At 31.8% G+C, this 23,937-nt stretch carries 21 protein-coding genes; 13 read left to right on the forward strand and 8 right to left on the reverse strand.

Going from position 1 to position 23,937, the window contains the following annotated elements:
* Positions 1-5 precede the first annotated feature (5 nt).
* Together KO494_RS10555 and KO494_RS10560 are read right to left on the reverse strand one after the other, a co-directional pair.
* A complete protein-coding gene (locus KO494_RS10555; protein ID WP_215967566.1) occupies positions 6-2,702 on the reverse strand; it encodes a TonB-dependent receptor in 2,697 nt (898 codons plus the stop codon).
* A gap of 43 nt (positions 2,703-2,745) precedes the next feature.
* Complete coding sequence (locus KO494_RS10560) at positions 2,746-3,639, reverse strand: GLPGLI family protein (protein WP_368496093.1); 894 nt, start codon at positions 3,637-3,639, stop codon at positions 2,746-2,748.
* A 224-nt stretch (positions 3,640-3,863) separates the two neighbouring features.
* On the opposite strand from KO494_RS10560, the gene KO494_RS10565 reads away from it, so the two are divergent.
* Together KO494_RS10565 and KO494_RS10570 are read left to right on the forward strand one after the other, a co-directional pair.
* Positions 3,864-4,643, forward strand: a complete 780-nt coding sequence (locus KO494_RS10565; RefSeq protein WP_215967567.1) for a hypothetical protein — start codon at positions 3,864-3,866, stop codon at positions 4,641-4,643.
* Between the two features lie 3 nt (positions 4,644-4,646).
* The gene (locus KO494_RS10570) at positions 4,647-5,261 is read left to right on the forward strand and encodes a deoxynucleoside kinase (protein WP_215967568.1); all 615 of its coding nucleotides are present in this window, start codon (positions 4,647-4,649) and stop codon (positions 5,259-5,261) included.
* Between the two features lie 188 nt (positions 5,262-5,449).
* Here KO494_RS10570 and KO494_RS10575 read toward each other — a convergent pair whose 3' ends face one another.
* The 3 genes from KO494_RS10575 to KO494_RS10585 all read right to left on the reverse strand — a co-directional run bounded on the left by KO494_RS10575 (position 5,450) and on the right by KO494_RS10585 (position 9,715).
* Entirely contained in the window at positions 5,450-6,454 is a 1,005-nt protein-coding gene (locus KO494_RS10575; RefSeq protein WP_215967569.1) for an App1 family protein, read from the reverse strand.
* Between the two features lie 73 nt (positions 6,455-6,527).
* Positions 6,528-8,957, reverse strand: a complete 2,430-nt coding sequence (locus tag KO494_RS10580; protein WP_215967570.1) for a sodium-translocating pyrophosphatase — start codon at positions 8,955-8,957, stop codon at positions 6,528-6,530.
* Between the two features lie 230 nt (positions 8,958-9,187).
* Positions 9,188-9,715 carry an inorganic diphosphatase gene (locus KO494_RS10585; RefSeq protein ID WP_215967571.1) on the reverse strand — a complete coding sequence of 176 codons (528 nt, stop codon included), beginning with the start codon at positions 9,713-9,715 and terminating at the stop codon, positions 9,188-9,190.
* A 168-nt stretch (positions 9,716-9,883) separates the two neighbouring features.
* Between KO494_RS10585 and KO494_RS10590 the strand changes: the two genes are divergently transcribed.
* Positions 9,884-10,285 (forward strand): hypothetical protein, encoded by a 402-nt coding sequence (locus tag KO494_RS10590; protein WP_215967572.1) that lies wholly within the window; start codon positions 9,884-9,886, stop codon positions 10,283-10,285.
* Here KO494_RS10590 and KO494_RS10595 read toward each other — a convergent pair.
* Positions 10,282-12,792, reverse strand: a complete 2,511-nt coding sequence (locus tag KO494_RS10595) for a DUF5686 family protein (RefSeq protein WP_215967573.1) — start codon at positions 12,790-12,792, stop codon at positions 10,282-10,284. The genes KO494_RS10590 and KO494_RS10595 overlap by 4 nt on opposite strands.
* 89 nt (positions 12,793-12,881) lie before the next feature.
* Positions 12,882-13,877, reverse strand: a complete 996-nt coding sequence (locus tag KO494_RS10600) for a pyruvate dehydrogenase complex E1 component subunit beta (RefSeq protein ID WP_303427627.1) — start codon at positions 13,875-13,877, stop codon at positions 12,882-12,884.
* A gap of 296 nt (positions 13,878-14,173) precedes the next feature.
* On the opposite strand from KO494_RS10600, the gene KO494_RS10605 reads away from it, so the two are divergent.
* The 6 genes from KO494_RS10605 (at position 14,174) to KO494_RS10630 (ending at position 19,998) form a co-directional block, all read left to right on the forward strand.
* On the forward strand, positions 14,174-14,920 hold the full coding sequence (locus KO494_RS10605) for an electron transfer flavoprotein subunit beta/FixA family protein (RefSeq protein ID WP_215967575.1): 747 nt from the start codon (positions 14,174-14,176) through the stop codon (positions 14,918-14,920).
* Between the two features lie 105 nt (positions 14,921-15,025).
* Positions 15,026-15,985 (forward strand): electron transfer flavoprotein subunit alpha/FixB family protein, encoded by a 960-nt coding sequence (locus KO494_RS10610; RefSeq protein ID WP_215967576.1) that lies wholly within the window; start codon positions 15,026-15,028, stop codon positions 15,983-15,985.
* 85 nt (positions 15,986-16,070) lie between these two features.
* Positions 16,071-16,688 carry a bifunctional nuclease family protein gene (locus KO494_RS10615; RefSeq protein WP_215967577.1) on the forward strand — a complete coding sequence of 206 codons (618 nt, stop codon included), beginning with the start codon at positions 16,071-16,073 and terminating at the stop codon, positions 16,686-16,688.
* Between the two features lie 9 nt (positions 16,689-16,697).
* A complete protein-coding gene (locus tag KO494_RS10620) occupies positions 16,698-18,365 on the forward strand; it encodes a NupC/NupG family nucleoside CNT transporter (RefSeq protein WP_215967578.1) in 1,668 nt (555 codons plus the stop codon).
* Between the two features lie 276 nt (positions 18,366-18,641).
* Positions 18,642-19,466 carry a thymidylate synthase gene (locus KO494_RS10625; protein ID WP_215967579.1) on the forward strand — a complete coding sequence of 275 codons (825 nt, stop codon included), beginning with the start codon at positions 18,642-18,644 and terminating at the stop codon, positions 19,464-19,466.
* Between the two features lie 13 nt (positions 19,467-19,479).
* Positions 19,480-19,998, forward strand: coding sequence for an energy transducer TonB (locus KO494_RS10630; protein ID WP_215967580.1), 519 nt, complete (start codon positions 19,480-19,482; stop codon positions 19,996-19,998).
* Between the two features lie 163 nt (positions 19,999-20,161).
* On the opposite strand, the gene KO494_RS10635 is transcribed toward KO494_RS10630, so the two are convergent.
* Positions 20,162-20,458 (reverse strand): isoamylase early set domain-containing protein, encoded by a 297-nt coding sequence (locus KO494_RS10635; protein WP_215967581.1) that lies wholly within the window; start codon positions 20,456-20,458, stop codon positions 20,162-20,164.
* Positions 20,459-20,709: 251 nt separating this feature from the next.
* Here KO494_RS10635 and KO494_RS10640 point away from each other — a divergent pair, with 251 nt between their 5' ends.
* From KO494_RS10640 to KO494_RS10655, 4 genes are all read left to right on the forward strand, one after another.
* Positions 20,710-21,618: a dihydrofolate reductase gene (locus KO494_RS10640; protein ID WP_215967582.1), complete on the forward strand. Its 909-nt coding sequence runs from the start codon at positions 20,710-20,712 to the stop codon at positions 21,616-21,618.
* Between the two features lie 78 nt (positions 21,619-21,696).
* Positions 21,697-22,299, forward strand: coding sequence for a TetR/AcrR family transcriptional regulator (locus KO494_RS10645; protein ID WP_215967583.1), 603 nt, complete (start codon positions 21,697-21,699; stop codon positions 22,297-22,299).
* A 52-nt stretch (positions 22,300-22,351) separates the two neighbouring features.
* A complete protein-coding gene (locus KO494_RS10650) occupies positions 22,352-23,152 on the forward strand; it encodes a haloacid dehalogenase type II (RefSeq protein WP_215967584.1) in 801 nt (266 codons plus the stop codon).
* 50 nt (positions 23,153-23,202) lie between these two features.
* Positions 23,203-23,937 (forward strand): SDR family oxidoreductase, encoded by a 735-nt coding sequence (locus KO494_RS10655; RefSeq protein ID WP_215967585.1) that lies wholly within the window; start codon positions 23,203-23,205, stop codon positions 23,935-23,937.

Consider the following 23,937-nt stretch of genomic DNA (forward strand, 5'->3'; position numbering starts at 1 on the left):
CGTTTTTACAAATTATACTTCATACTAAAAACCACATATCTTGGCTGTATATAATACTCTCTGTTGCTTACCGAAATGTTTCCGGTATTACTTTGGCTTAAGCTTTGTGTATCTAACAGATTGGTAGCACCAACTTTGTACTCCCATTTGCTATCTGTTTTTTGATAAGTTAAAGAAGCATCTAAAAAACCATATTTATTAAGGGAGATTTCTTTGTTTCTAAAGTCGTAATAACTGTATTCGGTAACAAAACTAAATTCTTTTAAAATTACAGCATCAAAATTGATAAATGGTCTGTGTGTGTAAAACTTGGTGTTGTTGTTTCCTTGTTCATTGTCATTTATAGTTAAATCGTAACCCATTTCTACATTTGGCGCCTTTTTAAAGAAGGTGCTAATTCGGGTACCATAGGTTTGGGTAAAGCTTTTATTTTCACTTACATTACCACCTATAAATTGATTAAAGGTTGCCCAGCTCCAAGACCCAGAAAGGTTTGCTTTAATTTTACCAAAACGACGCTCAAAACGTCCTCGAGCAGAAAGAGTTTCGTCTGCAAAATTAGAATTAAAAGGTGTAGAGGTTGTAATTACACTTTCGAAATCTGTGCTATTTCTTATACCATCAATATTTTTAGAATAGTTTAAAAACCCAAATACATTGGTATAATTAAACATATTAAAACTAAAATACGATAGGTTTACATTGTGTGACAAAGAGTTTTCTAATTCTCGATTTCCAGAAAACAACGAACTATAGTTATTCATTATTAAACCTTCTGCCAATTGTGTTACATCTGTAAAATTAGTTTGCATAGAGTAACTTAAGTTTAGGTTTTCGCTCTTTTTCATTTGAAACCTAATGGTAGCATCTGGTAAAATTCTAGCAAAACTATTGGAATTTGCAGAACCAAACTGGGTGTCTTTTGTACTATATGCATGTGCCGAAAAACCAGGTGTTAGTGTAAACTTTCCTGCTTTTAAATTATAATGCACACCTACATAAGCATCACTAAACGTATAATCTACATCATTAGTGTTAGAACCTTCGGCTGGTGTTGGATTATATTCTGACCCATCATCTAAAATTTGAAATATTTCGGAATTAAATTTCTGGTTGCTATACACAAAACCTACGGTATAGTTAAGGTTACTTTTTTGGTTTAGTACATTCCAGTAGTTTAATTTAGCATCTAATTTATTAGACTTTACACGCTTGTTTTGTGCTGCATCATAGGCTGCTTGTGCATCGTCATACCCTAAAACATCTGCTGTATTTGCATAGGTTGCTTTATCTTCAATAAAAGCATTGTAAAAAGGGTCTTCGTCTTGCATAAAGTGTTGTGCTTCAAAAGAAAAGATATTGTTTTCGTTTAAGGTATAGTAATAATTTAAATTTTGATTAATACTATATGGTGTTTGTTCTTCAAATTGATTTACTTGCCCTAAGACTGAGGAGTTAAAAAATTTGTTTTGGGTTTGCTTTGAAAGTCTACCAAAAACATCATAATCTAATTGATTATTTGCATTTGCTTTATACACTGTACTAAGTTTTAAAAGGCCTAAGTTACTTTCTTGTTGTGTATAATTGGTAGTAGACTCATCTGGAATATTAAGTTCATCATCTGTATAAGTAACCTCATTATTTTCGCGAATAGCAGTTTTAGTTCCAGAGTATATACCAAATCCACTAATGGTAAGCTTATCGTTTGGCGAGTTACTAAAGTTTGCTGCTGCAAATTTTGTATCTATACTTTCTGCTTTATTATTAGTGGTGTTTAAAAAACTTAAACTATTATCACCTAAACTAATATTGGTACCACTACTTTGGCTCAGGTTTCTAAAGCCACCCGTAAAATTAAAATAGTCTCTACGTGTAAAGGCAACTTCACCAGTATTATTTAAATCACCAATAAAATTAATGCTTGTTTTTGGGCTATAGAAAAACAGTTTTGGCTGTACTTTATACAAGCCATCTTCTGTAGCAATTCCTGTACCTGCCGTAACATCACCAAACCAGAATTTATCTTTTCCTTCTTTTAGCTTTAAGTTAATAGCAATATTATCTTGGTTATTGGTTACACTACTTAATTGCCCTACTTCGCTAAAATTTTTAAGCACCTCAACCTTATCTACAGCATTTGATGGAATATTTTTTGCTGCTAATTTGGTATCTCCATCAAAGAAATCTTTACCATCTACCATTATTTTGCTTACCGTTTTTCCTTCTACTTCAATCTCACCATCGTCTGTAATTTCTACTCCTGGGAGTTTTTTTAATACGTCTTCCAGTTTTTTTTCGGTTCCTGTTTTAAAAGAATCTGCATTGTAAACAATAGTATCTCCTTTTACAGTTACAGGCATTTCATAAACCAATTCTACTTCATCTAAAGTAGTATCATCTAATAAGGTATAGTTTTTAGTAAGGTCTTCTTCTTTGGTTTCAAAAAGATCTTCGGTGGTTTTCATACCAATATAGCTTACTTGAATTTGGTAGCTTGCGTTTTTTTCTAAAGACAGTTTATAACGTCCAGCATCATTAGTAATTCCGTAAGAATCTAAAGCTTTTGTTTCTTGATTTACAGCAACTACATTGGCAAGCTCTAAAGGGTTACCAATACTGTCTTTTACAATACCCTCTACTCGAACTTGGGCAAAAGTGGTGCTTGCTACTAAGCAAATTAGTAGTGTTAATAGGTTTTTCATTTTAAATTTTTCTGGTTTGGTTTTAGTAGAATTGTTTTATGCATTAACGTCCTCTTCCTCCTGGACGTCCACCTCTTCCTCCACGACCTCCATACATTTCGCGCATTTCTTCCATCTTTTTCACTACTATATCTGCATATTCTTCTTTTGTAACCTCTTTTCCTTTTGATGGTACTTTAATGGTTTCTTTTTCGGTAGGATTCAATACTATTTTAGAACAAAGAATTGTTGTTCTGTCGGCATTTATTTCTAAAATTAAACCTGGAAGTCCCCAATATTCTCCTGGCCCTTGGTTAACTGGAATTTGCATGGTGTACCAAGCAGTAACTTCTATTTCTTTAGGCACTTCAATTTCTTCTATTGGATTATTTACTTTTGTAGAATCTGATTTTTTTTCTGCAGAATCATTTCCTCCTCCTCTTCGTCTAAAACTTGAAAAATCGGTTTTATCTACTGCTTTCATTGCTGTAGCTTTCATAGCCATATATTGACCAATCTGTTTGGTTTCTCCTGTCATTTTCCATTTTAATTTTGGTAACGAATCATTAATTAAAAATTGTTTACCAAAAAACTCTTGTTCTTGTAATAACTGGTTGTTTTTTACATTTTTATATTGCTCTCCTGCTGTAAAACTAGACATCATACCACCAAAACCTCTACCTTGTGATGCACCTGGAGCTGCTAATTGTTCTTCTTCTTTGTAAACAGATTCTGTTTTATTAAAAGTAAGTGTGTAGCTTTTTTCTAAGAAACTTTTCATACGTTCCATGATCTGCTTTTTTCTATCTGCTGGCATATCTGGAGGTCCAAAATTGTCCATATCTACCGTAGTTTTAGATTCGTAATAGGCTTTTCCTTGAAAATCCTGCTGTGCAAAAGTGAATGCACAAGTAAAAAGCATGAAGCAAATAACAGATACTGTTTTGTTTATTTTCATTTTGAAGTGTTTGTAGTTGTATTTTTTAAAATAGATTTAATAACTACTATAAGACGCTAAAAAGATCAAAACGTTTAAGATGCAAATGTTAAAGTATTCTTAAAATTACTAACAATACAGTAAGCTCTTTAATGTTTTATATTGAATACAAAAACACCTCAGAAAACACTAAAGTGTTTTTTTTTGAATCAAATTGGTTCAATTTTTGTATTTTTCTAAAACCTATGAAACATTTACAATTACTATTTTTTTTCATCTCCATTTCTGTTTGCGCACAAAGTACCTTGCAACCTACTTTTGTAAAAGACACAAGTTATACGGTACAACAAATTATTGATATTGATAATTTTGGAATACAATATTATATAGATCAAAATGTATTTTACAAAAAAAACAATACCAAAACTAGTAACTACAGCAATATTCAATTGGGTGAAATTTCTTCAGCCAATGCCTTCAACCCCTTAAAACTAAATCTGTTTTATAAAGATTTTAATACTGTAATTATATTAGATAACAGGTTGGCAGAAATTTTTAAAATAGATTTTAACACCTCTGTACCTTATAAAAGTGTATCGCATATTTCTACAGGAAACGATAATACCATTTGGATTTATAACCAAGACACCCAACAATTAGAGTTATATGATTACAAAGCCAATAAAACAAGAGCAACAACCTTACCAGTACCATCTAGAATATTAGACCTAAAAAGTAATTTTAATTTTTGCTGGCTACTTACAGAAAACTACCTTTATAAATACAATTACTTTGGCAGTTTAACGCAAAAAATTAAAAACGAAGGCTTTACACAAATAGAAGAAGACAACGGAAACCTCATGTTAAAAAAAGAAAACGCACTTTACTATTTAAAAAAAAACACCAATGAAATAGTAGATATAAAATCACCAAATTTGTTAATAAATCAGTTTTTACTAACCAACGAAACCTTGTATATTTACCACGCAAAAACGCTTTCTAAATTTCAACTAAAAAACAAATAATTTATGCACGTTGCCATAGCAGGAAATATTGGTGCTGGTAAAACCACACTAACCAAATTACTAGCCAAACATTACAAGTGGGAAGCGCAGTTAGAAGATGTTGTAGACAATCCGTATTTAGATGATTTTTACAACCAAATGGAACGTTGGAGTTTTAATTTACAAGTTTACTTTTTAAACAGCAGATTCAGACAAGTTTCTGATATTCGCGAAAGCGGAAAAGACATTATTCAAGACAGAACCATTTATGAAGACGCACATATTTTTGCGCCAAACTTACATGCAATGGGCTTAATGACAAATCGTGATTTTGAAAACTATAAGTCGCTTTTCGACCTTATGGAAAGCTTTGTTCAAGGTCCAGATTTACTTATTTATTTACGCAGTTCTATCTCTAATTTGGTATCGCAAATACACAAACGCGGTCGCGATTATGAAAACTCTATTAGTATTGATTATTTAAGCCGATTAAATGAACGCTATGAAGCATGGATTCATGGATACAACAAAGGAAAACTTTTAATTATTGATGTAGATAATCTTGATTTTGTAGACAATCCTGAAGACTTAGGCTTTATCTTAAATAAAATTGATGCAGAAATAAACGGATTATTTTAAAGAAATTAATGTTTTTTGTGCGTTACCACAAGGGTCGCGCTATTTGCTATATCTTTTTTGCGCATAAGCGCGCACAAAAAAGGATGCCGCTACTATCGCTAACGCCTTACTCTTATATTTAAAAAAGAGCTGCGCCTTTTATTACAAAGCATCCTTTTTTTGTTACAACAAAAAAAACATTAGTAACACTAAACAATAAACCCATTTTCCCTTGCATGAATAATAGCTTGCTCACTGCTTTCTACTAACAAAGCAGGCGTTGTTTTATAATTATCTAGCATACTTTTTACCCTAATTATTTTCTTTTCGTGTTTTACACTACGTAAATAAATAGCAATTATTCTATCTGGATACTGTTCTGCAATTTCCATATAAATATCAGGATCATGCTCACCACTATCACCTATTAATATAAAAGGCATATCTGGATAAGTATATAATAAATCTAAAATCTCTTTTTGCTTTTTAGGTTTTTCGTCTGGTGCTTTTTTCTTTAAAATATCTTTAAAACTCCTTAGTAAAATAGGTCCTTTAGGAAAGTTGTTTTGCTTTAAAAACAAGGCTAAATATCGATATAAATTCCAAGGACTATTACTTACGTAAAAAATAGGATTTGCATTATCACCAGATTTTCCTCGATGCAATAAATGATAAAAATCTGCAGCACCTTTAAGAGGCAAACGCATTTTAGCAGATTTAAAAAATGTATTATACAACACACGCCATTTTAAAGTAGAAGCTACTCCTGTGTGTAAAATAGTATCATCAATATCACTAGCTACTGCAAAGGTTGCTTTACTAGAAGGAATCAAAATTTCTGCAGGAAATCTGTTTTCGTTCTGTATTTTTCTTTTAATTGCTACATCATTAAAAGCAACTTCACAAGCTAACCAACCCTCAGGATTAGTCATTGTTTTTAAATCTTGTACATCTGCTTTTATTTTAAAGTAGCCATGATTATCACTTATAGTATGTAAAACCTCTCCATTTGGTAGTTTTATAGTAATAGCAACATGTTTTAATTCATCGCTTTCTAAGCGTTTCCAACTATTCAATAATAAACTAAAAGTGCCTTGCTCTTTTAAATCAATAGATTCATCTTGCAAAGCTCTTCCTCGTAAATAAAAGTGTTTATCTGTTCCGTAGCTTTGAAATGCTATAATTTGAACTGGATTTTTTGTAAATAAACTCATGAATAAATAGTTGCAATAAAATAACAAAAAACCACGCTAAAAAGCGTGGTTTAAAGATATAAAAAACAAAAAATTATTCGTTTACATCTATTACTTTAATATTAACATCACTACCAGAATTTTCTACTTTTTTAATAACCTCTTCAAAAACCCCTTCAATAATTTCGCTTTTCTCTTCTTCAACCCCATTTTTTATAACAATAGTTTTTACTGTAGCTTTAGCCGTAGCATCAGCATATTTTTCAATAATAGCTTTACGTATCACTTGAGTTTCTGCATCATCTATTATCTTTTCAATATTTACATTTTCTATTACTGTCTTGCTTTCTGCGGTATGCCCACCTAAAATGGGAGCAACCACCAAACCAATTAAACATGTAAGTTTAATTAAAATATTCATGGAAGGACCAGAAGTATCTTTAAAAGGATCACCAACAGTATCACCTGTAACTGCAGCTTTATGCGCATCAGAACCTTTGTAGGTCATTTCACCATTAATTTCTACTCCTGCTTCAAAAGATTTTTTAGCGTTATCCCAAGCACCTCCAGCATTATTTTGAAATATAGCCCAAAGCACACCAGAAACAGTAACTCCTGCCATATAACCACCAAGCATTTCTGCAATTGCCATATTAGCCATACCAAATAGCATTGGTACAAATGCAATTACTAAAGGAAAACCAATGGTTAATAAACCAGGCAACATCATTTCTTTTAAAGAAGCTTTAGTAGAAATAGCAACACATTTATCATATTCAGGTTTCCCTGTACCTTCCATAATTCCTGGAATTTCTTTAAACTGTCTGCGTACTTCTTGCACCATTTCCATAGCAGCTTTACCAACCGCATTCATGGCCAATGCAGAAAATACTACAGGCACCATACCACCAACAAACAACATTGCTAAAACAGGAGCTTTAAAAATATTAATTCCGTCAATTCCTGTAAAGGTTACATAAGCAGCAAATAAAGCTAAAGATGTTAATGCTGCAGAAGCAATGGCAAAACCTTTTCCTGTTGCAGCTGTTGTATTACCAACAGAATCTAAAATATCTGTACGTTCTCTTACAATTGGTTCTTGCTCACTCATTTCTGCAATACCACCAGCATTATCAGATATTGGACCAAAGGCATCAATTGCCAATTGCATAGCAGTAGTAGCCATCATTGCAGAAGCCGCTAGTGCAACGCCATAAAATCCTGCAAATGCATACGAAGCCCAAATGGCACCAGCAAATAATAAAACAGAAGGGAATGTAGAAATCATACCTGTTGCTAAACCTGCAATAATATTGGTTCCTGCTCCTGTTGAGGATTGCTGTACAATTTTTAATATTGGTTTTTTTCCTAAGCCTGTATAATATTCTGTTATAGATGAAATAACTGCACCTACTACTAAACCTACTAGTGTTGCATAAAATACTCGCATTGAAGATATTTCTTGTAAGCCTTCACCAAAGAAATGCATTTGCATTATTTCTGGTAACATATACTTACACAATACAAAACAAGAAATAGCTACTAAAGCAATAGACGTCCAGTTACCAACATTTAAAGCACCCATAACTTGAGTTTCTTTAGCATCATTACTTTTAATTTTAACTAAAATGGTTCCTATAATAGAAATAATAATTCCTACACCTGCAATTGCCATTGGCAATAAAATTGGGCCAATACCATTAAAGGCATCACCAATATTTCCGCCCATATCTTTAATAACATAATTACCTAAAACCATTGCTGCTAAAACGGTTGCAACATAAGAACCAAACAAATCGGCTCCCATTCCAGCTACATCACCAACATTATCACCAACATTATCTGCAATGGTAGCAGGATTTCTAGGGTCATCTTCAGGAATACCTGCTTCTACCTTACCTACTAAATCGGCACCAACATCTGCTGCTTTGGTATAAATACCACCACCAACACGAGCAAATAAAGCAATAGATTCTGCACCAAGTGAAAAACCTGCTAATGTTTCTAACACAATGGTCATGTCCATGGTATTTGTCCAAACGCCACCCATAAAATATTGAAAGAAAATTATAAAGAATGCTGTTAAACCAAGTACTGCTAAACCAGCAACACCAAGCCCCATTACTGTACCACCACCAAAAGAAATTTTTAGAGCCTTAGGTAAACTGGTTCTAGCTGCTTGTGTAGTTCTTACATTTGTTTTAGTTGCTATTTTCATACCAATATTACCTGCAAATGCAGAAAACACAGCTCCAAAAATAAAAGCTACTACAATTAACCAATGCGTAGTTGGCACAACAAAGGATACAATAGCCAATAACACGCTTACTATAATAACAAAAACTGCTAGTAAGCGGTATTCTGCATTTAAAAAAGCAAGTGCTCCTTGGTATATATGATCTGAAATTTCTTTCATCTTACCATCTCCTGCGTCTTGCTTCATTACCCATTTTTGTTTAATCACCATATAGATTAAACCTAAAATTGCCAATAATATTGGCATATAAATCATCATTGATTCCATATATTTTTTTTAGTTAGATTAGTTAATACTTATAGCTAATGTAATAAAAGCAATTTGAAGTAAAAAATATTTTAAAATCTGTATTTTTTTAACATAATAATAGTGTAATTAACAATATTTAGCTTGCGCAAAGATTTTACAGAGTATGCATAAAGAAAATGGATTGTATTATATAACAAAAAAGCCCTTTCATTTTCATGAAAGGGCTTTTAATGTATTACTAAAAAGTTTTATATGGTAAAATTACCTTTTGCTTTATGTTCACTATTTTCATAACGATCTACACATTTGTCTAAGATAGCGTATGCTTCTTCAGCATTTCCCCATCCACCAACATCAACTTTCTTTTTTTCTAAGTCTTTATATACTTGAAAGAAATGCGTGATTTCTTTAATTCTATGTGGATTTAAATCATCAATATCGCTATAAATATTCCAGATAGGATCTGTTGTAGGTACACAAATTAATTTTTCGTCAGGACCTTTTTCATCTGTCATATGAAAAACTCCAATTGGTTTTACTTCCATAACACACATTGGAAAAGTAGGTTCTGTTCCCATAACTAATACGTCTAACGGATCACCATCTAAGGCTAAGGTTTCTGGAATAAATCCGTAATCTCCTGGGTACATCATTGAAGAAAATAGCATTCTGTCGAAACGAATTTTATTTAATTCAAAATCGTATTCGTATTTGTTTCTACTTCCTTTTGGAATTTCAATTAAAACATCAAATGTTTTTTTTCCTTTTGGGCTCATCTATATATATAGTATTTATTAATTTCTGCTAATGCAAAAAGTATTATTAATGTCCATAAATTGGAAAGCAAAAATACAGAAACATTTAGCTTCTAGCAACTAAAATACATGCCATTTAACTAAAAAACTGTATATTAAAAACTATTTGTTGTTAATTTTATTCTGAATATGGCTTTTTACAAAAAATATTTCCTCCTTTTTATATTATTAATTCCGTTTCAAAATTTTTCTCAAAACGCGTCTTGTTGTACTTCAATAGAAGCTACAGAAGAAGCGCTCTCTGGTTACTGGAAAATTAAAGATGTAGATTCTAAAAGCATTTACCATTATTGGTTTGAAAATGGCAGAGGTAATGTTGAAAACGTAGAAGTAACAGAAACCATAGGCAAATATAAACCTGTAGAAAAATCACATTCTTATATTTATATAAAAAAAGAAGGAGACACTCTTAAATTAGAATACATTTACAAGTATGGTAGTTGGATTTCTGTAATTACACTTTTAGATGAAAACAATTTGGTTTTAGTAACTAATGAAGAAGCTACTGCATATTACAAAATAAAATATTAGAAAATAAACCCAAAACTACCTGTAATACCAAATTTTCTAGCATCAGGATAATCTGTTTTATCTAAATAATTACCTCTAAAGTTAAAGTCTATTCTAAAAACTTTAAAAATATTTCCTATACCAAAACTATATTCATAATACGCTTTATTGTTTGGAGCATTTAAAGCAATATTATAAGGGTTTGCAGTATTATTTAAGTCAATATTTTCTTGTGATAGTTCTCCCCAAACAGCTCTAAAACCAATTATTTCTCTCCAGTTTAGCTTTCTTAAAAACGGAATACGCGAAAAGAAACGACCATTAAAATTATGCTGTATATGCATAGAAGCATAGGTATCTGTTACAAACTCATAATAGTCTAGATTAGAAAAGGTATTATAAATAGAGAAATAACTTTGATTTCCAGGAACGACACTTAATAAACCTAAAGGAACTTCGCCAAACGTTTTACCAACTTCTAGCGTGGTGTATAATCTACCAAAACCTCCAATAGCCCAAGGTTGTAAATAAGAGAATTGTAGTTTGGTATAGTCAAAATCACTTTTAAATATATTTTTGCTACCATTAGAAACCTGCGCAAAGATTCTAGCAAAGTTATCATTAGCCTCTCTACGTTCTACACCAAATCCTGTCATTTTTCTTTTTGGGAAATACGAAATAGACAAAGCGCTTTCAAATTGTTTAATTTCAGAGGTAACACCTGTTGCTGTATTATAATCTAAACTAAAGGTTGGTGACGCAGATTCTAGTGTTCTATAGTTTCCGCTTAGCCTAAAAACAAGATTTCTAACAGGTTCTAATTCTGCAGCTAAACTAGTTAAGTTAATAGATGTAAGTTTATCATTTGTTCCTGTACCTACAATAGAAGAGGATGCTAAACTACGCCCTAATACATCTGTAGATGTTGTTAAACTTGCTCCTATTTGTTCTACATCTCTTCGGTTTCCTCCAGAGATAATAAATCTATTTTTTTTGTTTAGCAAGACTTTACCAGAGATACCGTATTTAAATTTATCGTCTTTAAACCCATAAGCTGTAAATCCTTCGATACGCCAAAGGTCGTTTTGGCCAAAATAGGTTCTTCCTCCTGCTCGCAACCTTAATCCTTCTACTTCATTAAAACCAAAGGTGGAAAAAATAGGTCCATAATCTAGATTTAAGCTTGGCATTTCTATATAACCAGAAGCCAGAATGCTTCCTACATTATAAAGCCTTTTAAACTTTTTAACGGTTTTTAAGGTGTCTAACATTTTGTAAACGCCTTTTTCATCCTTGTTTAAGGATTCCATACGGTTTTCTTCCCAGAAGTCATCTTCTCTATTGTATACATCTTTATCATAGTTGTATACTTCTTGGCTATAAAACTTTTCGTCTTTAGGAATGTCAAACGTATAATCTTCATATAAAGTAGTTCGTTTACCATACACACCTCTTGATTCTTCCTTTTTATTAAAAGAAAAATCAGACATAAAATAATCACGTTTTAACAGTAATAAAGAGTCATTTAACACGTCAAACTCTTGCTCTATATAAATTTCTTTTACCCAGTTTATATTAGCACTTTTAGAAGCTTGCATGTTAATTTCTTTGATTGCATAGGTAGTATCTGCAACCCAAAAATCACCTTTAAAGGTTAATTCGTTTTTACGTCTTGGGTAATAAATAATATTATAACACCATTTATTATCTCTATAAGTACTATCTGATAAAACGTAATTGTAAGTATTAATTCCTGTTTTAGCTATTGGACTTACAAAACTCTTATCGAAAAATTTCAGGTAATTATCATAAATATCGAATTCGGAATACAGGTCATTCACAAAGTCAATAATTACTTGATTATCACTAAAACCAGAATTTTTATTACCAAGTAAATCTTCTTTCTCTTTATTAATAGTATTGTCTCCATAAACTTTAGAAACTGCTTCATTAATAAAAATTGGTAAATATGTTTTTCCTGTTACACGAGAGGTATCTACTTCTTCAAAAACAAACTCCATACCCTTAAACAGTTTACTTTTAATTAGCGAACTATCTATAGTATTAAGGTCAAACTCTACTTTTTCGTATTTATCATATTGGTATTGCTTAAATTGCTTTAAGCCATTTTTCCTTTTATTTTCCCATACTTTTTTAAGAATGGCAATTGCAGGATTTTCAGATTCTTTTTTAGATTGCTTACCTGTTACAATCACCACTTCATCTAGTGCTCCTGTTTCTTCTTTTAAAACAAACTTTAATTGGTAGTTTACTTTCTTTTTTAGAGGAACATCTAATGTAGTAAAACCAATAAAGGAAACTAGTACAGCATCCCAAGTGGCATCAGACTCTAAATAAAAAGTACCATTTTCATCTGTTATAGTACCTTCAGAAGACCCTTTAAATATAACGTTTGCAAAAGCTACAGGCTCATTAAATTCATCGTACACTTTACCGCTAATTTTAGTTTGTGCGACAACTAAAATATTTCCGAAAAAAAATAATAATAGAATTAATTTATACTTCATCTAGTCCCTTTGCTTTCATTATACTTTATACTAAAAAACTTCATCAACAAAGTTGCCAATGAAGTTTATATAACGAAAATAATTGGTTTTTATTTATACATTACCTTTTTAACCGCTTTTACTACATCGTCACTATTAGGTAACCATTCTGCTAATAAAACTGGTGAATAAGGTGCTGGAGTATCTGCTGTATTTATTTTTACAATAGGTGCGTCTAAGAAATCAAATGCTTTTTCTTGTACTTGGTATGTAATTTCTGTAGAAACGTTACCAAATGGCCAAGCTTCTTCAAGAATAACTAGTCTATTTGTTTTTTTAACAGAAGTTAAAATGGCATCAATATCTAAAGGTCTTACGGTACGTAAATCAATAACTTCACAAGAAACACCTTCTTTTGCTAATTCATCTGCAGCTTTATAAGCTTCTTTAATAATTTTACCAAAAGACACTATAGTTACGTCTGTACCTTCTCTTTTAATATCTGCAACACCAATTGGTATTACATATTCTCCTTCTGGTACTTCTCCTTTATCTCCATACATTTGTTCACTTTCCATAAAAATAACTGGATCGTCATCACGTATTGCTGCTTTTAGTAAACCTTTTGCGTCATAAGGGTTTGAAGGTACAATCACTTTTAAACCTGGTGTATTTGCAAACCAACTTTCAAAAGCTTGTGAGTGTGTTGCTGCTAATTGCCCTGCAGATCCTGTAGGACCACGAAAAACAATAGGACATTTAAACTGTCCTCCAGACATTTGTCTAATTTTAGCTGCATTATTAATTATTTGATCAATACCAACTAATGAAAAGTTAAAAGTCATAAACTCAACAATAGGTCTATTACCTGTCATGGTAGAACCTACAGCAATACCAGAAAAACCAAGTTCTGCAATTGGCGTATCAATAACACGTTTTTCACCAAACTCATCTAACATACCTTTACTTGCTTTGTATGCTCCATTATATTCTGCTACTTCTTCTCCCATCAAGTAAATGCTTTCATCTCTACGCATTTCTTCGCTCATGGCTTCGCAAATAGCTTCTCTAAATTGTATTGTTTTCATTCGTGGTTTTTTATTTATTTTATTCTAAAAATGAAATTTACTAACTACATTTTAGTTTAATAAACTAAAATATAACTTTCTTTTCATATACCTCTTTTATATTATGAGAACAAAAATAGCAATAAAAGAAAAACTTTCTTAGAAAGATTTGTTTAAAATTTATTATGCGTGCATAGTAAATATTCAAAATAAAATATTTAACTTCGTAACCTAGAAAATAAGGTCTAGAATTTTAATACGCTATTTATTTAAACGAAAACGATATAGTTCTAGCCTTGACAAAACAAATACACTTTTAATTAAATTATATAATTATGAAAATTTTAGTTTGTATCAGTCACGTTCCTGACACGACATCAAAAATTAATTTTACCGAAGGAGACACAAAATTTGACACTAATGGTGTTCAATTTGTTATAAATCCTAATGATGAGTTTGGTTTAACACGCGCCATGTGGTTTAAAGAAAAGCAAGGTGCTAGTGTTACTGTGGTAAATGTTGGTGGTCCAGAAACCGAACCTACTTTGCGTAAAGCCTTAGCTATTGGTGCAGATGAAGCGATTAGAGTAAATACTGAAGCTATAGATGGTTTTGCTGTTGCTAAACAACTAGCCAAAGTAATTGAAGATGGTGCCTATGATTTAGTAATTGCTGGTCGTGAATCTATTGATTATAATGGCGGAATGGTTCCTGGAATGATTGCAGGACTAACTAACGCTAACTTTGTTAATAACTGTATTAGTCTTGAAGTAGAAGGAACAAATGTTACTGCTACCAGAGAAATTGATGGTGGAAAAGAAACCGTTACTACTGCATTACCTCTAGTAATTGGAGGGCAAAAAGGATTAGTAGAAGAAAGTGATTTACGTATACCAAACATGAGAGGAATCATGATGGCACGTAAAAAACCACTACAAGTTCTAGAACCTATTGCTACTGAAACAGAAACTACATCTGTAAAATTTGAAAAACCAGCACCTAAAGGAGCTGTAACACTTGTTGCTCCAGATAACTTAGATGAATTAGTAAACTTACTTCATAACGAAGCTAAGGTAATTTAGTGGTAAACTAAATAATTCCGAACCAGATTTGGAACCTTTTAAAAGTTTACAAAAATATTAATGAGATCTCCACCTAGGTGGAAATAAAAAATAAAGAAATATATTATGTCAGTTTTAGTATATACAGAATCAGAACAAGGAAAATTTAAAAAAGTAGCTTTAGAAGTAGCTTCTTATGCAAAAGCTGTTGCTAACCAACTAGGTACAACCGTTACTGCTATAACAATTAATGCTAATGACACAAGTGTCTTAGGAAACTATGGTGTGGACAAAGTATTAAATGTTACCAATACACAATTAGATGCTTTTAATGCAAAAGCATATGCAGCTGTTATAAAACAAGCTGCAGAAAAAGAAGACGCAAAAGTAGTTATTGTAAGCTCTACAGCAGACAGTAAATATTTAGCGCCATTATTAGCAGTTGGTCTACATGCAGGATATGCTACAAATGTAGTTGAAGCACCTTCTAGCACTTCACCTTTCACTGTAAAACGTACCGCTTTTACTAACAAAGCATTTAACATGACTACGATTAATACAGATGTAAAATTGGTTGCAGTTTCTAATAATTCTTTCGGTTTAGTAGAAAATTCTGGTAGCGCTACTGCGGAAGAATTTACTCCTGCTATACCAGATTTAGGAGTACAAGTACAATCTGTAGATAAAGCAAGCGACAAAGTAAGCATTGCAGATGCAGAAATAGTAGTTTCTGCTGGTCGTGGATTAAAAGGTCCAGAAAACTGGGGAATGGTAGAAGAATTAGCAGATGTACTTGGTGCAGCTACTGCTTGTTCTAAACCTGTTAGTGATTTAGGATGGAGACCACATAGCGAACACGTTGGGCAAACAGGTAAACCTGTTGCTTCTAATTTATACATTGCCATTGGTATTTCTGGTGCTATACAACACCTTGCTGGTATTAATGCTAGTAAAGTAAAAGTGGTAATAAATACAGACCCTGAAGCTCCATTTTTTAAAGCCGCAGATTATGGTGTTGTAGGTGATGCTTTTGAAGTTGTACCTAACTTAATCGAAAAATTAAAAGCCTTTAAGGCACAACAATAAATATTTTTTTATAAATTGTATTGTTAAAAAGGACTGTTTAAATTTTGTTTTGTCCTAATTTAAACAGTCTTTTGTGTTTTTAAATATGAGCTTAGTCAAGTTAAACATAAAAGGTATTTCGTATAGCCAAACGCAAAATGGCGCTTACGCATTGATTTTAAACGAGGTAGATGGAGACAGAAAACTTCCAATAGTTATTGGTGCCTTTGAAGCACAATCTATTGCCATTGCCTTAGAAAAAGAAATTAGTCCTCCAAGACCACTCACTCACGATTTATTTAAAAACTTTGCCGATAGGTTTGATATTGTGGTTAAACAAGTAATCATTCATAAATTAGTTGATGGTGTTTTTTATTCTAGTTTAATTTGCGAACGCGATAAAATAGAAGAAATTATTGATGCCAGAACTAGTGATGCTATTGCTTTAGCTTTACGTTTTCAAGCACCAATTTTCACCTATAAAAACATTTTAGATAAAGCTGGAATTTATTTAAAAGTAAATCCTGAAAAAGAGGATACAAACAAAGAAGAAGATATTCTTTTAGACGCCTTAGTAGCCGAAGAATTAGAAACCGCTTCCCCAAGTGAAACCTTTGCTAGCAAAACTATTGAAGAATTAAACAGACTACTAGAAGAAGCTGTTGCTAATGAAGATTACGAAAAAGCTGCACATATAAGAGACGAAATCTCTAAACGAAAATAAAACCACCACATGAAAAAATTTGTATTAGCTATTGTAGCTATTTTTTTTACATTTTCTACAAGTATTGCTCAAGACCTTGAAAAAAAATGGATAACAAATAATCAAAACAATAGTTTTGAAACCTTAGAACTAAATCAAGGTGAATTCAATACAACAAATGCTTCTGGAGACTACATTCATCAAAACAACTTATTAGTCTTTTACTACAACCAACCAAACGACACTATAAGACGTTATAAAATTAAAGAGCATACAGACTCTACTTTAGTATTTTCTGAAAAAAACATAGATTATCACTTTACAGCTTTTAAACAAAAAGAAGCTATAGCAGCTATAAATAATACAGATACCAATACTACTATTATAGATAGCCAAGGATTTTCAATGCAAAGTTTATGGCGCGGTATAATAGGTATGCTATCGCTTTTAGTACTAGCCTTTTTATTTAGTAGTAATAAAAAAGCTATAAACTGGAAAACAGTAGCACTGGGTTTAGCGTTTCAACTTATTATTGCAGTTGGTGTTTTAAAAGTTCCTTTTGTTCAAAAAATATTTGAATGGATTGGAAGTTTATTTGTTAGCGTATTAGACTTTACAAGAGCAGGTAGTCAATTTTTATTTGATGGTTTAGTAGTAGACATGGATACTTTTGGGTTTATTTTTGCCTTTCAAGTACTACCAACAATCATATTTTTTTCCGCTTTAACATCGCTTTTATTCTATTTAGGAATCATTCAAAAAGTAGTTAAAGCCTTTGGAATTGTATTATCTAAAGTATTAAAAATTTCTGGTGCAGAAAGCTTAAGTGTTGCCGGAAATATTTTTCTTGGTCAAACCGAAGCTCCTTTATTAATTAAAGCATATTTAGAAAAGATGAATAAATCTGAAATGCTTTTAGTCATGATTGGTGGTATGGCAACCGTTGCTGGTGCAGTACTTGCTGCTTATATTGGTTTTCTTGGTGGAGATGATCCTGTTTTACGTTTAATGTATGCTAAACACTTACTTGCAGCATCTGTGATGGCAGCTCCTGGAGCCATAATAATTTCAAAAATACTGTATCCACAAACCGAAGATATTAATACAGACGTTAGTGTTTCTTCTGAAAAAATTGGATCAAACATTCTAGACGCCATTGCTAATGGTACTACAGAAGGTTTACGACTAGCTGTTAATGTTGGTGCTATGCTTTTAGTATTTGTTGCTTTTATTGCCATGTTTAACGGAATTCTAGGTTGGGTTGGTGATATTACAACAATTAACACTTGGGTTACAGAAAACACAGCCTACCAAAGTTTATCTTTAGAACTTATTTTAGGGTATTTATTTGCTCCTCTCATGTGGCTTATTGGAGTTGCAACAGAAGATATGGCGCTAATGGGACAACTTTTAGGAATTAAATTAGCAGCAAGTGAATTTGTTGGTTATATACAATTAGCAGATTTAAAAGACGTTGCAAACGCAACACATTTAACCTATAACAAATCTATTATCATGGCTACATACATGCTATGTGGTTTTGCAAACTTTGCTTCTATTGGAATTCAAATTGGAGGTATTGGATCTCTTGCTCCTGGACAACGTAAAACTTTGTCTGAATTTGGTATGAAAGCATTAATTGGTGGTACTATTGCATCCCTAATGTCTGCAACTATTGCAGGAATGATAATAGGATAACAAATTTCTACGCAAACAAACTATTAATATATACTAAAAACGCTCATAACCCATCGTGGTTATGAGCGTTTTTCTTTTTACACATTCTGCTATTATCGTTAATAACTTTATAATAAGATATCAAAACATCCTACACCAAAACTTGGTGCTTTTTTTTATTTTAGCATCGCTTTTTATGTAATATAAAGCGCAGTTCAAGTATCTATTTTTAGAAATTTAAACTGCTAATAAAATCAAGTTTAATTTAATGAGATTTCCACTTTCGTGGAAAATACTATGAAACAATATTTAGACCTAGTAAAACACGTTTTAGAAAACGGAAATGAAAAAGGAGATAGAACTGGAACTGGAACAAAAAGTGTTTTTGGATACCAGATGCGTTTTGATTTAAGTGAAGGCTTCCCTATGGTTACTACTAAAAAATTACACTTAAAATCTATAATTCACGAATTACTTTGGTTTTTAAAAGGAGATACAAACATTAATTACCTTACTGAAAATGGTGTAAAAATCTGGAATTCTTGGGCTGATGAAAATGGTGATTTAGGTCCTGTGTATGGCCACCAATGGCGTAATTGGAACAGTGATGAAATAGACCAAATAAAAGAGGTTATTCAAGCCCTTAAAACAAACCCTAACAGTAGAAGAATGTTGGTTTCTGCCTGGAATCCTTCGGTGTTACCAGACACCACAAAATCTTTTAGTGATAATGTTGCTAATGGTAAAGCTGCGCTTCCGCCTTGTCATGCCTTCTTTCAGTTTTATGTAGCTGATGGTAAATTATCATGCCAATTATACCAACGTAGTGCAGACATATTTTTAGGTGTCCCTTTTAATATTGCTTCTTACGCTTTATTAACTATGATGATGGCACAAGTTTGTGGTTACCAGGCTGGAGATTTTATTCACACCTTTGGTGATGCGCATATTTACAGCAACCATTATGAGCAGTTAGAATTACAATTGTCACGGGAACCTAAACCGCTTCCTAAAATGAAAATCAATCGAGAGGTTACAGATATTTTTGACTTTCAATTTGAAGATTTTACACTAGAAAACTACCATCCGCATCCACATATTAAAGGAGCTGTTGCTGTATAACTTAAATAAATTAATGAAATATTTATACCTTTCTTTATGCTTATTGTCTAGCTTAGTTTCCTTTTCACAAGAGAATACAACAACTACAAATGAAGTAACAAATGATTCTGAAGAGGTTTCTTTTTCTGTAATTGAAAAAGTACCTGTATATTCTGGATGTGATAAAAACATGGGAAACCAAGCCTTAAAACAATGTATGAGTTCTCAAATACAAGCTTTTGTTATTAAAAACTTTAATTTAGAACTATTGAAATCTGTTGGGCTTACTGCTGGAAAACATAGAATTAATATTCAATTTAAAGTAGACAAAGAGGGAAATATTATAGATGTACGTGCAAAAGCACCACATCCTGAATTAAAAAAAGAAGCTATTCGTGTGGTTAGCCTATTACCTAAAATGGATAGACCAGGTTTTCAAGATGGCAAACCGGTTATTGTTCCTTATGGGTTTCCTATTGTTTTTAGGATAGACGAACCAAAACCTTTGACTAAAAAAGAATTGCGAAAACTTAAAAAGAAAAACAGATCTTAAATTTTTCGTAAAAAAAAGATGCTGTATATTTAAATGGCAAGCCCAATGCTGTTTCTTTTAAAATATTTACAACTATACTTTTAAAGACAACATTGCGTATTAAAAAATTTTAAAAAGGTACTTTCTTACTTAGATTGTACCTTTTCTTTTTTTTAATAAATTATTACAAATTTATCACACTGTTTTCAGATGCGGCATAGTCATTCCAAACAAGAGCATCTGCTTGTTCTTCATTTTTCCACTCCCCATCAACAAGGTATTTAAACTCATAAGAACTTCCGCTTTCTAAGTTTATAGTCCCTTTAAATGTTCCGTTTTTAAGTTTTTGTAAAGGGGCTGCTTTGGTGTCCCAATTATTCCAATTACCTGCTACTAAAACTTCTTTTGCTTCTTTTGCAGGAACCGTAAATGTAACTTTACAAACTGGCTTACTTTTTAAAAATTGTTTCTTAATTGCCATAATATTATTGATTTAACTTATTCAAAATTAAATAAGAAAGTTAGAGGTATCAAAAAAATAAATACCTAATTTTGAATTATTATTTTATTGCTAATAATTACACTTTAAAAATTTTAATTTACCATAAAAGCAATACTTATTTAAAGAATTCAACAATCAGCAATACCACATAACACACTGGTTATCAGATAAAAAAATAACTCAAAAAACAAAAAAAGAATTAAGTAACTTTACTTTTTAAAAGCAAGACTATGTTTGGAAAAAAGAAAAACAAACCACAAATAGATCAAGAGCAATTGCAACTTATACAAAATGCACAACGTAGAATTAAGCAAAAAAAACGCTTTTATACGCACTTTATTGTTTTTGCCGTTATTGGTTTAATTCTATACACTTTTAACGTTGGTTTAGGTTTGGCAGATGCGTTTACTTTAGCAACATTACCTTGGTCTACTGTAATAATTGCCTTCTGGTTTTTACTGCTGTTTTGGCACTTTTTAAATGTATTTTTATTTCAAACTTTTATGGGAAAAGAATGGGAGCAAAAACAACTAGAAAAACTAGTTAGTAAACAAGAAGAACGCATAGAAAAAATTAAAGAAAACCTTAAAAACGAAGCTCCTATTATTGCAGAAACGCAATTATATAATGAAAGTATAGCTGCTAAAAAACAAGTAATAACTATTATTGTTGCAGCTGCAGAAAATGACGCTATTGGTAAAGACAACCAATTGATTTGGCATTTACGTGATGATTTAAAAAGATTTAAAACACTTACATCTGGACATCATATTATTATGGGAAGAAAAACTTTTGAAAGTTTTCCTAAACCATTACCTAACAGAACACATGTTGTAATATCTAGGCAAGAAAATTACCAGGTTCCAGAAGGCGTTATTGTAGTTAACTCTTTAGATAAAGCAATAGCAAAGGCTAAAAGTGATATGCAACCTTTTATTATTGGCGGTGGAGAAATTTATAAACAAGCCATGCCTTTAGCAGATAAAATAGAAATTACTCGTGTTCATGAAGAGTTTGAAGCAGATACTTTCTTTCCTAAAATTGATACTAAAATCTGGAAAAAAATAAACGATAGCTATCACCAAAAAGATGAAAATCATAAACATGATTTTTCTTTCTTAACATACCAAAGAAAATAAAAAACATCTATACGCTATTTAATTATACTTTAACACATAAAACATACTACCTGGTATTTTTTATTCTATATTTGTATTATGCAACAAGAACTTAAATCAGAACTCACCAAAAAAACCATTCTAAACCAATCGTTTAAACTGTTTTATGAGAACGGGTTTAAAACCACTAGTGTAGATAAAATAATGAAAGCAACCAAGCTTACTAAAGGCGCTTTTTATCACCATTATAAAAACAAAAAAGAATTAGGTCTTGCTGTTATTAGTTTAAAAGTGCAAAAAAGAGTTTATGAAGGAATGATTTCTCCTTTATATCAACAAGGAAACACCTTAACTATTTTAGAAAACACTTTTATAGAACGCCTTAAATCTTTTCCTGTTTACGAAAAGAAACACGGTTGCCCAATGAACAATTTTATAAATGAAATTGCAGATTTTGAAATAGCCTATCAAATGGCCCTAAGAAACATTATTAACGAATGGAAATCTGTTTTAATTCAACTTATAGAACGAGGAAAAGAAGAAAACACCATCCATAAAAATATTTCAAGTACTGCTGTTGCTGTATACTTAATAAGCGCTTTTGAAGGCATTCGTGGTATTAGAAAACTATATGATAATGATGAAATTCTTGAAGATTACATACAAGGCCTTACCTTATATTTAAAACAATTAAAAGCTTAATTTTTTTTAACCAAAAACATACTAGTTAGTATGTTTTAAAATAATACAACCTATGAAAAACAAAAAAAACAACCGAAGAGATTTTATTAAAAAAACAGCAATGGTAGGCTTAGCTGCTCCTTCACTAGCTTTTAGCGCTTCATTAAATGAGCCAACAAAAACAGAAGAAACTGCAATAAGACCTAAAGTATTATTTTTTGATGTTAACGAAACCTTACTAGACCTTACTGCTATGAAAGATAGTGTGGGTAAAATTCTAGGAAACAGAAGTGACCTATTACCTTTATGGTTTACAACTATGTTACAATACTCCTTAGTATCTACAGTTGGAAGACAATATAATGATTTTGGTATTATAGGTGCTGCAGCCTTACAAATGGTAGCTTCTAACAACGGTATTACACTAACAGAAGACCAAGCAAAAGAAGCAATTTTAGGCCCAATTAGATCCTTACCAGCACATCCAGAAGTAAAAGCAGCACTACAAAAATTAAAAGATGCAGGATATAAACTGGTTTCGTTTACAAATTCCTCTAACAAAGGTGTAGAAACCCAATTTACAAATGCAGGTTTATTAGAGTATTTTGACCAAAGATTAAGTATTGAAGATATGGGTAAATTTAAACCTCATACAGATGCCTATGACTGGGCTGCCAGAAAAATGCAAATAAAACCAGAAGAATGTCTTTTAGTGGCAGCACATGGTTGGGATATTGCTGGCGCTATTTGGGCAAATTGGAGAGGTGCTTTTATTAGCAGACCAGGGGCTCAATTATATCCATTAGCTGAAAAACCAGAAATAATAGCATCTAATTTAACTATAGTTGCTGATAAACTTGTTGCTTTAAAATAAGATAAAGCACCTAAAAAAAAAAATCAATTAACGCTTAAAACTTTAAACATATGAAACTAGATAGTAAAGTAGTAATAGTAACTGGTTCTTCTAAAGGAATTGGAAAAGAAATTGCAACACTTTTAGCTAAAAATGGAGCTAAAGTAGTAGTAAACCACTCCAATAGTGAAACCGAAGCACAAGCAACCGTAAACACAATTACAGAACAAGGAGGAACAGCTATTTCTGTAAAAGCAGATGTAAGTAAAAAGGAAGATGTAACCAAGTTATTTGACCAGGCAATAGCCGCATTTGGAAAAGTAGATGTTTTAATTAACAATGCTGGTGTAATGATTTCTAAAGAATTAAAAGATAATACCGAAGCTGATTTTACAAAACAGTTTGATGTTAATGTTAAAGGTATATTTAACACACTACAAGAAGCAAGTAGTAAATTGGCAGACAACGGAAACATCATCAATATATCATCGAGTACAGTTAAACTAATGTTTCCTACCTATGCATTGTACTCAGCATCTAAGGCTGCTGTAGAACAAATGACACGTGTATTTTCTAAAGAAATAGGAAGAGGTATTTCGGTAAATGCATTAGCTCCAGGAGCAACCGAAACCGAATTATTTTTAACAGGAAAAACGCCAGAGTTTATAGCTAAATTAAGCAGTATGAATGCTTTTAACCGTTTAGCAAAACCTATAGATATTGCAAAAGTGGCATTATTTTTATCTAGTGATGATTCTAAATGGATTTCAGGTCAAGTAATTGGTGCTAATGGTGCGTTAGTTTAA

Origin of the sequence: Lacinutrix sp. C3R15 (assembly GCF_018860825.1) — a bacterium.
Taxonomy (GTDB): domain Bacteria; phylum Bacteroidota; class Bacteroidia; order Flavobacteriales; family Flavobacteriaceae; genus Oceanihabitans.

Coding starts and splice junctions, on each gene's coding strand:
- KO494_RS10585 (WP_215967571.1), bottom strand. CDS start 9,715: ATGAGCCCAAAAGGAAAAAAAACATTTGATGTTTTAATTGAAATTCCA.
- KO494_RS10570 (WP_215967568.1), top strand. CDS start 4,647: ATGCACGTTGCCATAGCAGGAAATATTGGTGCTGGTAAAACCACACTA.
- KO494_RS10620 (WP_215967578.1), top strand. CDS start 16,698: ATGAAAAAATTTGTATTAGCTATTGTAGCTATTTTTTTTACATTTTCT.
- KO494_RS10630 (WP_215967580.1), top strand. CDS start 19,480: ATGAAATATTTATACCTTTCTTTATGCTTATTGTCTAGCTTAGTTTCC.
- KO494_RS10635 (WP_215967581.1), bottom strand. CDS start 20,458: ATGGCAATTAAGAAACAATTTTTAAAAAGTAAGCCAGTTTGTAAAGTT.
- KO494_RS10565 (WP_215967567.1), top strand. CDS start 3,864: ATGAAACATTTACAATTACTATTTTTTTTCATCTCCATTTCTGTTTGC.
- KO494_RS10650 (WP_215967584.1), top strand. CDS start 22,352: ATGAAAAACAAAAAAAACAACCGAAGAGATTTTATTAAAAAAACAGCA.
- KO494_RS10555 (WP_215967566.1), bottom strand. CDS start 2,702: ATGAAAAACCTATTAACACTACTAATTTGCTTAGTAGCAAGCACCACT.
- KO494_RS10640 (WP_215967582.1), top strand. CDS start 20,710: ATGTTTGGAAAAAAGAAAAACAAACCACAAATAGATCAAGAGCAATTG.
- KO494_RS10625 (WP_215967579.1), top strand. CDS start 18,642: ATGAAACAATATTTAGACCTAGTAAAACACGTTTTAGAAAACGGAAAT.
- KO494_RS10575 (WP_215967569.1), bottom strand. CDS start 6,454: ATGAGTTTATTTACAAAAAATCCAGTTCAAATTATAGCATTTCAAAGC.
- KO494_RS10590 (WP_215967572.1), top strand. CDS start 9,884: ATGGCTTTTTACAAAAAATATTTCCTCCTTTTTATATTATTAATTCCG.
- KO494_RS10615 (WP_215967577.1), top strand. CDS start 16,071: ATGAGCTTAGTCAAGTTAAACATAAAAGGTATTTCGTATAGCCAAACG.
- KO494_RS10580 (WP_215967570.1), bottom strand. CDS start 8,957: ATGGAATCAATGATGATTTATATGCCAATATTATTGGCAATTTTAGGT.
- KO494_RS10595 (WP_215967573.1), bottom strand. CDS start 12,792: ATGAAGTATAAATTAATTCTATTATTATTTTTTTTCGGAAATATTTTA.
- KO494_RS10610 (WP_215967576.1), top strand. CDS start 15,026: ATGTCAGTTTTAGTATATACAGAATCAGAACAAGGAAAATTTAAAAAA.
- KO494_RS10655 (WP_215967585.1), top strand. CDS start 23,203: ATGAAACTAGATAGTAAAGTAGTAATAGTAACTGGTTCTTCTAAAGGA.
- KO494_RS10645 (WP_215967583.1), top strand. CDS start 21,697: ATGCAACAAGAACTTAAATCAGAACTCACCAAAAAAACCATTCTAAAC.
- KO494_RS10560 (WP_368496093.1), bottom strand. CDS start 3,639: ATGAAAATAAACAAAACAGTATCTGTTATTTGCTTCATGCTTTTTACT.
- KO494_RS10605 (WP_215967575.1), top strand. CDS start 14,174: ATGAAAATTTTAGTTTGTATCAGTCACGTTCCTGACACGACATCAAAA.